Here is a 10,962-nt window from a genome sequence, read left to right as displayed (position 1 = left end):
CGGCCTGTCACGCCGGAGGTCGCGGGTTCGAGCCCCGTCACTCGCGCCATTCCTTCCCGGAATGGTATGATTTGCCGAGACAAGCATAGCGCATTGCGCCGCGTGCCGAACACGCGGGTGTAGCTCAGTTGGTTAGAGCGCCGGCCTGTCACGCCGGAGGTCGCGGGTTCGAGCCCCGTCACTCGCGCCATTTCCGGTCACTCGCATATCCGCCCTTCCGGGACGTCGCTTTGCCAGATGCGTCAGCGCCAGCGCCCGGTTTCCATCCAGCGCAACAGCGGCTTCAGCGGCGTGATCCAGATGATCCCGGTAACGACGTAGAACAGCAGTTGCGCGATTCCCGGCCAGCGTCCGATCGTCGCCGACAGGGATGCGATCGCAACGCACCACACCGCGATCAGCGCAAGGATGATCAGCATCCCGACCGGCTTGCGCCACGAGGGCGTCATGCCGCGATCCATTCACGCTCGGTCGCGATCGCGTGCAGCGGCACATCCCACGGATCCGGCACGATGGCGGCGACTTCCTGCACGCTCCAGGCCACCCCGATCCGTTGCGCGGCGGGGAAGGCCGCAAAGGCCCGATCGTAATGACCGGCACCCTGGCCTAGCCGGTTGAGCCTGCGGTCGAAACCGACCAGCGGCGTCAACACGATATCGGGGACGACATCGTCCCCGTCGTCGAGCGGCTGGCGCAGCCCGAAAGGGCCTGCGACCAGCTCGGCGTCGGGATGCCAGCGCAGGAAGCGCAACGGGGTCGAGCGATCGATGACATGGGGGAGCGCGAGGCGGCAGCCAAGTGCCTGTGCGGCGCGCTCCAGCGGCGCCGGGTCCGCCTCCGAACCGACCGGGCGATAGCTGGCGACGATCCGCCCCGGCGCGAGCAGCGATTCGAACGCGGCATCCACCGAGACCGGCAGATGCGCGCCGGCGACGAAGGTATCGCGCGCGGCGCGCAAGGTACCACGCAGGGTCTTCTTGTCTGTCATGTCGCGCGCTCTGCCGATGCTGGGGCCGTGCCGGGCCAGGGGAAAAGGGAAGAAGGAGCGGGTGGCGGGACCGCCATGGCCGTTGGCCGGAGTATCCACTGACGCCCAGTACGTCAGGTGGGGATCATATACGTCGGACCAGGATCCGCGCAGGGACAACCCCCATGGATGATGAATAGCCTCAGGGATAGTTCTAGGCTCGTACCGGGCAGAACCCGCCGCCGACCTATCTAAGCGACGGGCGGCAGCTTCTCAAGGGCATCCGCCAGCGCTTCCAGCCGTTGCGACAGCCGGTCGAGCGCCACGCCTTCGGGTGTTTCGGGCGGCGGTTTGGCGCGCTCGTCGATCAGCGCGTCGGCCACCATCAGCGCCGCGAGCAGCATTGCGCGATTCGCACCGCCAGCCCCGGCGGCGCGACGCGCATCGTTCCAGCGTTCGTCGATCAGTGCCGCCGCCTGCATCAGCCGCGCTTCGCCGCCGTCGCGACAGGCGATCTCATGCGTGGAGTCGCCGATCCGCAGATGCACCCACGTCATCAGCGGCGCCCCGCCTTTGCGCCAGCGTCCCGCGCGGGCGGGTCCCCGCTGCCGCCCTTGTTGGCGATGATCTCGTCGAGGGCGGCGACCGCCTCGGCCATCGTCGCCTTCAACTTTGCGTGACGGCGTTCCAGTTCGGCAGCGGCGGCGCGACGGCCGTCGATCACGCGTTCGACACGGGTGATGGCGGCGTCAAGCCTGACGATCGCGGGGTTGTCCATATCGGTGGCGATAGGATCGCGGGAGGATGGCGACAAGGGCATTGCGATCGGCAACCTCACGATGGGCGACAAGGCGGGCCGGGGATCGCACCGCGCGCGCTCGCTTACGGGACACATCGGTCCGCCAGCGGGCGCAGTCGGGCGGTTGACGGACGCCTTCGCAACTGCGCAAAGACCGCGCACATGTCGAATTGGGGCGAGGAGTGACGATGACCAAGGTAGCGATCAACGGCTTCGGGCGGATCGGCCGGCTGGTGGCGCGCGCGCTGCTGGAACGCGACAGCGAGCTGGAGTTGGTGACGATCAACGACCTCGCCGACACCAAATCGAACGCCTGGCTGTTCAGCCGCGACAGCGTTCACGGCAAATGGGCCGGCACCGTCGAGGCGGACGGGCAGGATATGGTGATCGACGGCAAGCGTATCCGCGTCACCGCGGAGCGCGATCCGGCGAACCTGCCGCACAAGGAACTGGGGGTCGACCTGGTGCTGGAGTGCACCGGCTTCTTCACCGATCGCGCCAGCGCGCAGAAGCATATCGACGCCGGCGCCAAGAAGGTGCTGATCTCCGCCCCGGCGAAGGGTGTCGATCTGACGGTCGTCTATGGCGTCAACCACGAGAAGCTGGAGGCCGGGCATACGATCGTGTCGAATGCATCGTGCACCACCAATTGCCTCGCGCCGGTGGCCAAGGTGCTGAACGATTCGATCGGGATCGAACGCGGCCTGATGACGACGATCCACGCTTATACCAACGATCAGAAGATCCTCGACCAGATCCACCCGGATCTGCGCCGTGCTCGCGCCGCGGCGATGAGCATGATCCCGACCACCACCGGCGCGGCGCGCGCGGTGGGCGAGGTGCTGCCCGAACTGAAGGGCAAGCTGGACGGTTCGGCGGTGCGCGTGCCGACGCCGGATGGCAGCCTGGTCGACCTGACCTTCACCCCCAAGCGCGACACGACCCGGGAAGAGGTGAATGCCCTGCTGAAGGCCGCCGCCGAGGGGCCGATGAAGGGCGTGCTGGAATATTCCGACGAACCGCTGGTTTCGATCGACATCGTCCACACGCCGTTCTCGTCGACCGTCGACAGCCTGGAAACCGCGGTGCTGGACGGCAAGCTGGTGCGCGTCGTCAGCTGGTACGACAATGAATGGGGTTTCTCGAACCGCATGGTCGATACCGCGACCGCGATGGCGAAGCTGGGGTGATGATTCCGCCGTCATGCCGGCGGGGGCTGGCATCTCTTCGTTGCGGAGAGACCCCGGCCTGCGCCGGGGTGGCGGTGGGGGCATGAGCGGCGTCCTTCTTGGCATCGCTCGCCATGCGTTCCCGAAAGCGCCGATGGAGCTGGTCGACCGCGTCGAGGTGACGCCGGCCGGTGGCATCCACGGCGATTTTCGCGGCGCGATGAAGCGTGGACCGTACCGACGGCAGGTGACGTTGATCGAGCGGGCCGACTGGGACGCAGCGATGCGGGAGGTGGGGCATACCATCGCCTGGCAGGAGCGTCGTGCCAATCTGCTGGTCGATGGCATGGATCTGCCACAGGCGGTGGATGTCCGGCTGCGGATCGGCAGCGATGTCGTGCTGGCCATCACGCGCGAAACCGATCCGTGCGAGCGGATGGAGGCGTTGGCAGCGGGATTGAAGGCGGCGCTGACGCCCGACTGGCGCGGCGGCGCGTGCGCGCGGGTGGTGACAGGTGGCTGGATCGCCATCGGTGATACAATCAGGATCGAGGAACCATGACCAAGGCTTTCCGTACGCTCGATGATATCGGTGACATCCACGGCCGCCGGGTGCTGGTGCGCGAGGACTTGAACGTCCCGCTGAGCGATGGCGTGGTCACTGACGACACACGATTGCGCGCCACGGTGGCGACCGTCGCCGAACTGGCGGACAAGGGCGCGATCGTCCTCGTGCTCGCCCATTTCGGCCGCCCGAAGGGGCAGCGTAACCCGGAAATGTCACTGTCCCCGATCGTCAAGCCGTATGAGTCGGTGCTCGGCCGGCCGGTGCGCTTCGTCGATTGGGATGTCGCGACCGAGGCCGTGGCGGCGATGCAGCCCGGCGAGATCGCGGTGCTGGAGAATACGCGCTTCTTCGCGGGCGAGGAGAAGAACGATCGCGAGACGATCGATCGTTTCGCCGCGCTCGGCGATCTCTACGTCAACGATGCCTTTTCCGCCGCGCATCGCGCACATGCCTCGACCGAGGGGCTGGCGTATGTGCTGCCGGCATTCGCCGGTCGCGCGATGGAAGCGGAACTCGACGCGCTTCAAAAGGCGCTGGGCGAGCCGCAACATCCCGTCGCGGCGGTGGTCGGCGGTGCCAAGGTGTCGACCAAGCTCGACGTTCTCAAGCATCTGGTATCGCGGGTCGATCATCTCATCATCGGCGGCGGGATGGCCAACACCTTCCTCGCGGCGCGCGGCGTCTCGGTGGGGAAGAGCCTGTGCGAACATGAGCTGACCGGCACCGCCGAGGAGATCCTCGACGCGGCGGATCGCGCGCATTGCACCGTGCATCTGCCATATGACGTCGTCACCGCGACGGAGTTCAGGCCCAATCCGCCGACGCGCACCGTCAACGTTCACGAAGTCGCCGCCGACGAGATGATCCTCGACGTCGGACCGGCCGCGGTCGAGGCGCTTGGCGATGTGCTGAAGAATTGCCGGACGCTGGTATGGAACGGGCCGATGGGCGCGTTCGAAACACCGCCGTTCGACGCCGCCACCGTCGCGCTGGCACGCACCGCCGCCGCGCTGACCAAGGAGGGCAGCCTTACCTCGGTCGCCGGCGGGGGCGATACCGTCGCCGCGCTCAACCAGGCGGGCGTGGGGGATGCCTTCACCTTCGTATCCACCGCCGGCGGCGCTTTCCTGGAATGGATGGAGGGGCGCGAACTGCCGGGGGTCGCCGCGCTCGCGCGCTGACCGGCGGCCGTCGCGGATCGTGTGGGGGGGCGGGCGATCGCACTGTTCCCGTTCAGATTTTCGGCCTCCGTCGCTTCAGTCCGTACCGCTTTGGGGCAGTGCATCGGCTTGATCTTGGCGGGCACCCCGTCTATCGTTAAACACGTTTAACGGAGGTCAGGGTGCTCGGCGTCAGGCTCGACACGGAATTGGAGGAACGGCTCGCCGCGGTCGCGCGCACGCAAGGGCGTAGCAAAAGCGACATCGCGCGTGAGGCGGTCCGCCGTTACGTCGAGCTGCATGACGAGGCGTTCCGCCGCGAGGCGCGTCGCCAGTCGACGCGCGCCTCCCGCCGCGATCCGGCGAGCGACTATGCCTTTTGGGAGCAGACCGAGCGGGAGGATGCGGCGTGGAAGTGACCGCCGCACCGCGTCCGGTCGAGCGTCCGCGCGCCGATACGCCGCCCGCGATTACGCATGGCGCGATCGTTCTGGTGGTCGGGCCGGATGCCGGGGATCCGGGCGAGCGCGCTTGCGTGGTCGTCCAGGCCGACCTGTTCAACGAAACCCATGCGACGATCACCGTCTGCCCGCTGACCACGATCGTCGGCGGCGAAGCGCTGTTTCGCGTCGCCATCTCACCGCAGGAACATACCGGCCTGCCGGTTGAATGCGAGGTGCAGGTGGATCGCATCACCAGCATCCGCCGTCATCGGATCGTCAAGGTGATCGGCCATGCCTCGGCGACCCGCATGGAGCAGGTCGATCAGGCATTGCGCCGCTGGCTGGCACTTTAATCAAACACGTAGGGGAAGATCATGACGCCGACTGTAAAGGCCATTCTCGACAAGTACGAGGCGACCAGCCCTGCGGTGAAGGCCAATCTGGCCCGCATCCTGATGCAGGGCAAATTGGGGGGCACCGGCAAGCTGATCATCCTGCCGGTGGATCAGGGTTTCGAACATGGCCCGGCCCGCAGCTTCGCGGTCAACCCGCCGGCCTATGACCCGCATTACCACTATCAGCTCGCGATCGACGCCGGCCTGTCGGCCTATGCCGCGCCGCTGGGGATGCTCGAAGCGGGGGCGGACACGTTCGCGGGGCAGATCCCGACGATCCTGAAGGTCAACAGCTCGAACAGCTGGGCGACGTCGATCGCGCAGGCGCAGACCGGCAGCGTCGAGGATGCGCTGCGGCTCGGCTGCGCGGCGATCGGCTTCACGATCTATCCGGGCTCGGACGATATCTTCGCCGCGATGGAGCAGATCCGCGAACTTCGTGAGGAAGCCGCCGCCGCCGGCCTCGCCACCGTGATCTGGAGCTACCCGCGCGGTGGCAACCTCAGCAAGGACGGCGAGTTGGCGCTCGACGTCGGCGCCTATGCGGCGCACATGGCGGCGCTGCTGGGAGCGCATATCATCAAGGTGAAGCTGCCCTCCGCGCATATCGAGCAGAAGGACGCCAAAAAGGCCTATGAGGGCAGCGACTGGTCGGCACAGGCCGATCGTGTGCGCCACGTGGTTCAGTCGAGCTTCGCCGGCCGCCGCATCGTCGTGTTCTCGGGCGGCGCGGCCAAGGGGGCCGATGCGGTCTACCAGGATGCGCGCGACATTCGCGATGGTGGCGGCAACGGCTCGATCATCGGTCGCAACACCTTCCAGCGCGAGCGCGGCGAGGCGCTGGCGATGCTGGAGAAGCTGATCGCGATTTACAAGGGCCAGGAATAAGGCTGTCGGCCGATCCCGTCATCCGGCCCGGCGCCGGGATGACGGGATCGGTCCACCCTGCACGCCACATGCGGGCGCAGGGCAGGGGGAACAACGAACTTCCGTCGCCGCGCCGGAGCGGCTAGGCGCGGTGGATGATCGAAGACCCGCTCGGCCCGCTCGACCCCGATTTCGCTGCCTCGTTCCAGCGCGACGATCGCCGGCCACCCTGCCAGCTTTACCTGATCTCCCCGCTAGACGTGAGCGGCGCCTTTCCCGAGCGTCTCGCGCGCGCGCTCGATATCGCGCCGGCGGCGGCGTTCCAGTTGCGCCTCAAGGACATCGACCAGCATAGCGCGGCTCGGCTCGCGGAGCCGTTGCAGCGGATCTGCGCTGACCGCGACGTGGCGTTCATCATCAACGACAGCATCAGCCTGGCGAAGCGGCTGGGCGCCGACGGTGTCCATCTGGGGCAGGACGATGGCGACCCGCGCGAGGCGCGCGCGGCCCTTGGCCCGGCGGCGCAGATCGGCGTGACCTGCCACGACAGCCGCCACCTTGCGATGGAGGCGGGGGAGGCGGGCGCGGACTATGTCGCGTTCGGCAGCTTCTACCCGACCACCACCAAGACGGTGCAGCACCATCCCGAGCCGGTGATCCTGTCGTGGTGGTCGGCGGTGTTCGAACTGCCCTGTGTCGCGATCGGGGGGATCACGCCGGCCAATGCCGCGCCGCTGATCGACGCCGGGGCGGACTTCATCGCGGTGTCAGGCGCGGTATGGAACGGGGACGAAGTGGCGGCGATGAAGGCATTCGACGCGCTCCTGCGGCGCTGACGGCAGGGCGCGGCCGCCGGCACCGGCGGGGCGCGGACCCGGAGGCGCGCAGGCGCGTTGTTACGGCACCGATATGCATGAGGTGCCCGTGAAGCGTATTGCCGCGATTGTCGCCCTGACCCTTACCGCCGCCGCGCCGGGCCAGCCGGGTGCTCCTCCGATGGATCCGGCGGTGATGCGTTTGCAGGTGACGCTCGACCGGATCGGTTTCGGCCCGGGCATCATCGACGGGCGCAGCGGAGCATCGCTGATCAACGCATTGAAAGGGTTCCAGGAAAGCCGTGGCCTGACGGTGACGGGGCAGCCCGACCGCGCGACGATGCAGGCGCTGGCCGGGTGGCGGGGCCTTCGCCCGACCATCGCGGTCACGCTTGACCGGGATGCGCTGCGCGGCCCGTACACCCCGGTTATATCAAAGGATTATGCCGAGCAGGCGAAACTGCCTGGGATGTATTACAAGCGCCCCCTGGAGAAATTGGCGGAACGCTTCCACACCACGCCAGCGGTGCTCGCCGAACTGAACCCCGGTGTGACGAACATCGGGCCGGGCACGACGATCACCGTCCCGAATACCTTTCCGTCGTCGCGCGCCTATCCGTCCGATGCGACCCCGGCGTGGCGGGCCACGCTCGCGGCGCTGAACGTCGAGGCTAAGGTTCCGGTGGCCGCCAAGATCGTGGTCGACAAGTCCGACGGCGTCCTGCGCGCGCTGGACGGCAACGGCCGCGTCATCGCGCAATATACCGCTACGATCGGGTCCTCGCGCGATCCCCTGCCGCTCGGCGACTGGAAAGTGCTGCACGTCTCGCCCAATCCGGACTGGAAGATGAACCCCAAGATCCTGAAGGGGGTGAGCGACGACAAGCAGGCGCAGATCATTCCCCCCGGCCCCAATAACCCGGTCGGCGTGGTGTGGATCGACCTTAGCAAGGAACATTACGGCATCCATGGCACCAGCGAGCCGCAGCAGATCGGCCGCGCCGAATCGAACGGCTGCGTCCGCCTCACCAATTGGGACGCGGCGCGGGTTGCGCTGATGGTCAAAGGCGGAACGCCGGTGTTGTTCCAGGCATGACATGACGCGGCTCGGCTGGTCGATCCTTGCAATCATCCTGCTGGCGACGATCGGCTTTCTTAGCCTCGTGTCGTTTGGCGGCGCGTCACGTGAGCCGGCTCTTGTGACTGGCGAGCCGCGCGATGAGCTTCCCCCTTCCGAAGCTCCCGGCGCGCCCGAGCGTTTGCTGGTCCCGGTGGCAGGTGTGCCGCGCACTGCGCTTAGCGATGACTACGAACAGGAGCGCGGCGGTGGCACGCGAACGCATCGGGCGATCGATATCATGGCGCCGCAGGGCACGATCGTCCGCGCCGCCGCGCCCGGTCGGATCGAGAAGCTGTTCCTCAGCCATGATGGCGGGCTGACGATCTATCAGCGCAGCCTCGATCGGCGGACGCTGTATTATTACGCGCACCTGCTCGGCTATCGTCGCGGGCTGAGTGAGGGGCAGGCGGTGCGAGCGGGCGAACCGATCGCGGCGGTGGGGGCGACCGGCAATGCCGATGCCGCCGCACCACACCTGCACTTCGCGGTCAATCGCGTCGCGCCCGGCGATCGATGGTGGCAGGGGCAGCCGGTGAATCCCTATCCGCTGCTTGCCGGATCGCGCACCAGTCGCTAAGTCGCCGCCACCCGGCCGTGGGGGGACGCAATGTCCCACACGGCCCAGCTCTTTTCCATAGGCGAAGCCCCATGAAGATCAGCGGCGTGGACATCCGTCCCGGCAACATCATCGAATACGAAGGCGGCATCTGGCGCGCGGTGAAGATCCAGCATACGCAACCCGGCAAGGGCGGCGCCTATATGCAGGTCGAACTCAAGAACCTGCGCGACGGCCGCAAGAACAACGTCCGCTTCCGCTCGGCGGAGACGGTCGAGCGCGTGCGCCTCGATACCAAGGATTTCCAGTTCCTGTTCGCCGAGGGCGATGGCCTGGTCTTCATGGACAAGGAAACCTACGATCAGGTGACGTTGCCGCGCGACCTGCTGGGCGATGCCGCCGCGTTCCTGCAGGACGGCATGGACGTGGTGATGGAACTCTATGACGAGGAAGCCATCAGCGTGCAGCTGCCCGATACGATCGAGGCGACGATCGTCGAGGCCGATGCGGTGGTGAAGGGGCAGACGGCTTCGTCCAGCTACAAGCCGGCCGTTCTCGACAACGGCGTGCGCGTCATGGTCCCCCCGCATATCGCAAGCGGCACGCGGATCGTGGTCGATGTGTACGAGCAGACCTACGTTCGCCGCGCGGACTGATCATCGCTGATTGTGGCTCCTCCCTGATGGGGAGGGGGGAGATAAGAAATGCCATCCCATTCGGGCCTGTTCACGGTCATCGAGCGCGCCGCGCGCAAGGCGGCGCCGCGCCTGCGGCGTGATTTCAACGAAGTCCAGCATCTGCAGGTCAGCCGCAAGGGGCCGGCGGATTTCGTCAGCCAGGCTGACCAGCGCTGCGAACAGACGTTGTTCGAGGAACTTTCCAAGGCGCGCCCCGACTGGGGCTTCGTGATGGAGGAGCGCGGCACGGTCGAGGGCGACCCGAACAAGCCGCGCTTCATCGTCGATCCGCTCGACGGCACCTCGAACTTCCTCCACGGCATCCCGCATTTCGCGATTTCGATCGCGGTCGAGGAGCCGCTGCCCAGCGGCAAGCGCGAGATCACCACGGCGCTGGTCTATCAGCCGCTGACGGACGAAAGTTTCTGGGCGGAGAAAGGCCGGGGCGCGTGGTTGCAGGACCAGCGCCTGCGCGTATCGTCACGGCGCGAACCGTCCGAGGCGCTGATCGCCACCGGCATACCGTTCATGGGCCATGGCGATTTCGTGCAATGGACGCGCATCTTCGGGGCGGTCGCACCACAGGTCGCGGGCATCCGTCGGCTCGGTTCGGCGGCACTCGATCTCGCCTGGGTCGCCGCGGGGCGGTTCGACGGCTATTGGGAAAGCGACCTGAAGATCTGGGACGTTGCGGCCGGCTACCTGCTCGTCAAGGAAGCGGGCGGCTTCGTCACCGACTTCCGTGGCGGCGATCGCGCCTTTGAGCGGAACGAGTATCTCGCCGCCAATGACGCGATGCATTCCAAGCTGCACAAGATGGTGGCGCAGTCGCTGCGCTAGCGGCGGGCGATAGGCGCTTCAACAGGCGCGCCCAGGCCGGGGCGGGGGGCGCCGGTCTGGGACCTTTTTCGCGCTTCCTGCGATTCATTCTCACGCCTTGGTGGCCTTGCCCCTCCGGGGGCGCGGGTCTAGAGGTCCACCGTTCCTCTCGCACTTGCGAGAGAAGCCCGAGAGCCCCCGAGAGAGAGCCATAGTGGTCGATCTGTCGCAATATCTTCCCATCCTCCTGTTCGTGGGAGTCGCGCTGGCATTGTCGTCGGCATTTGTGTTTCTGCCGATGCTCGTTGCCAAGCTGACGGGCGCCGCGAAACCGACGCCGGAGAAGCTATCCGAATATGAGTGCGGCTTCCCCGCATTCGAGGACAGCCGATCGCAGTTCGACGTGCGTTTCTATCTCGTCGCCATTCTGTTCATCATCTTCGATCTCGAGGCGGCGTTCCTGTATCCCTGGGCAGTCAGCGTATTCTCGCTCGGCTGGACCGCTTGGATCAGCATGATGATCTTTATCGCCGAACTCGCCCTCGGCCTCGTTTACGCATGGAAGAAGGGAGCGTTGGATTGGGAGTAGAGCTTCACTCCGGTCCGG

Annotated in this window: 16 protein-coding genes and 1 tRNA gene; 13 read left to right on the top strand and 4 right to left on the bottom strand. The window is 66.7% G+C overall.

The window, feature by feature from the left end; translation table 11 throughout:
- Positions 1-113 precede the first annotated feature (113 nt).
- Positions 114-190: transfer RNA gene (locus ACFDSW_RS11705), tRNA-Asp, on the top strand.
- Positions 191-242: 52 nt separating this feature from the next.
- On the opposite strand, the gene ACFDSW_RS11700 is transcribed toward ACFDSW_RS11705, so the two are convergent.
- The 4 genes from ACFDSW_RS11700 to ACFDSW_RS11685 all read right to left on the bottom strand — a co-directional run bounded on the left by ACFDSW_RS11700 (position 243) and on the right by ACFDSW_RS11685 (position 1,745).
- Positions 243-449 carry a DUF2842 domain-containing protein gene (locus ACFDSW_RS11700; protein WP_375250468.1) on the bottom strand — a complete coding sequence of 69 codons (207 nt, stop codon included), beginning with the start codon at positions 447-449 and terminating at the stop codon, positions 243-245.
- Positions 446-988: a 5-formyltetrahydrofolate cyclo-ligase gene (locus ACFDSW_RS11695; protein ID WP_375250467.1), complete on the bottom strand. Its 543-nt coding sequence runs from the start codon at positions 986-988 to the stop codon at positions 446-448. Before ACFDSW_RS11695 ends, ACFDSW_RS11700 begins: the two co-directional genes overlap by 4 nt.
- A 230-nt stretch (positions 989-1,218) precedes the next feature.
- The gene (locus ACFDSW_RS11690; protein ID WP_375250466.1) at positions 1,219-1,524 is read right to left on the bottom strand and encodes a cell division protein ZapA; all 306 of its coding nucleotides are present in this window, start codon (positions 1,522-1,524) and stop codon (positions 1,219-1,221) included.
- Positions 1,524-1,745, bottom strand: coding sequence for a hypothetical protein (locus tag ACFDSW_RS11685; protein ID WP_375250465.1), 222 nt, complete (start codon positions 1,743-1,745; stop codon positions 1,524-1,526). Before ACFDSW_RS11685 ends, ACFDSW_RS11690 begins: the two co-directional genes overlap by 1 nt.
- Positions 1,746-1,954: 209 nt before the next feature.
- Here ACFDSW_RS11685 and gap point away from each other — a divergent pair, with 209 nt between their 5' ends.
- The 12 genes from gap (at position 1,955) to ACFDSW_RS11625 (ending at position 10,944) form a co-directional block, all read left to right on the top strand.
- Complete coding sequence (gene gap, locus ACFDSW_RS11680; RefSeq protein ID WP_375250464.1) at positions 1,955-2,956, top strand: type I glyceraldehyde-3-phosphate dehydrogenase; 1,002 nt, start codon at positions 1,955-1,957, stop codon at positions 2,954-2,956.
- Between the two features lie 82 nt (positions 2,957-3,038).
- The gene (locus tag ACFDSW_RS11675; protein ID WP_375250463.1) at positions 3,039-3,497 is read left to right on the top strand and encodes an MOSC domain-containing protein; all 459 of its coding nucleotides are present in this window, start codon (positions 3,039-3,041) and stop codon (positions 3,495-3,497) included.
- On the top strand, positions 3,494-4,684 hold the full coding sequence (locus ACFDSW_RS11670) for a phosphoglycerate kinase (RefSeq protein WP_375250462.1): 1,191 nt from the start codon (positions 3,494-3,496) through the stop codon (positions 4,682-4,684). Before ACFDSW_RS11675 ends, ACFDSW_RS11670 begins: the two co-directional genes overlap by 4 nt.
- A 161-nt stretch (positions 4,685-4,845) precedes the next feature.
- Positions 4,846-5,082, top strand: a complete 237-nt coding sequence (locus ACFDSW_RS11665; RefSeq protein WP_375250461.1) for a ribbon-helix-helix protein, CopG family — start codon at positions 4,846-4,848, stop codon at positions 5,080-5,082.
- Entirely contained in the window at positions 5,073-5,459 is a 387-nt protein-coding gene (locus ACFDSW_RS11660) for a type II toxin-antitoxin system PemK/MazF family toxin (protein ID WP_375250460.1), read from the top strand. The genes ACFDSW_RS11665 and ACFDSW_RS11660 overlap by 10 nt, the downstream gene beginning before the upstream one ends.
- A gap of 21 nt (positions 5,460-5,480) precedes the next feature.
- Positions 5,481-6,389 carry a class I fructose-bisphosphate aldolase gene (locus ACFDSW_RS11655; protein WP_375250459.1) on the top strand — a complete coding sequence of 303 codons (909 nt, stop codon included), beginning with the start codon at positions 5,481-5,483 and terminating at the stop codon, positions 6,387-6,389.
- Between the two features lie 134 nt (positions 6,390-6,523).
- Complete coding sequence (gene thiE / locus ACFDSW_RS11650; RefSeq protein WP_375250458.1) at positions 6,524-7,204, top strand: thiamine phosphate synthase; 681 nt, start codon at positions 6,524-6,526, stop codon at positions 7,202-7,204.
- A gap of 88 nt (positions 7,205-7,292) precedes the next feature.
- A complete protein-coding gene (locus ACFDSW_RS11645; RefSeq protein WP_375250457.1) occupies positions 7,293-8,279 on the top strand; it encodes a L,D-transpeptidase family protein in 987 nt (328 codons plus the stop codon).
- Position 8,280: 1 nt separating this feature from the next.
- Entirely contained in the window at positions 8,281-8,880 is a 600-nt protein-coding gene (locus ACFDSW_RS11640) for a M23 family metallopeptidase (RefSeq protein ID WP_375250456.1), read from the top strand.
- A gap of 71 nt (positions 8,881-8,951) precedes the next feature.
- Complete coding sequence (gene efp / locus ACFDSW_RS11635) at positions 8,952-9,515, top strand: elongation factor P (protein WP_375250455.1); 564 nt, start codon at positions 8,952-8,954, stop codon at positions 9,513-9,515.
- Positions 9,516-9,563: 48 nt separating this feature from the next.
- Positions 9,564-10,376, top strand: a complete 813-nt coding sequence (locus tag ACFDSW_RS11630) for an inositol monophosphatase family protein (protein WP_375250454.1) — start codon at positions 9,564-9,566, stop codon at positions 10,374-10,376.
- A gap of 193 nt (positions 10,377-10,569) precedes the next feature.
- The gene (locus tag ACFDSW_RS11625; RefSeq protein ID WP_375250453.1) at positions 10,570-10,944 is read left to right on the top strand and encodes an NADH-quinone oxidoreductase subunit A; all 375 of its coding nucleotides are present in this window, start codon (positions 10,570-10,572) and stop codon (positions 10,942-10,944) included.
- Positions 10,945-10,962 lie beyond the last annotated feature (18 nt).

This window comes from Sphingomonas sp. (genome assembly GCF_042091075.1).
GTDB lineage: Bacteria > Pseudomonadota > Alphaproteobacteria > Sphingomonadales > Sphingomonadaceae > Sphingomonas.
The sequence above is the reverse complement of the archived record's forward strand: the minus strand, read 5'-3'. Positions and strand labels throughout refer to the sequence as shown.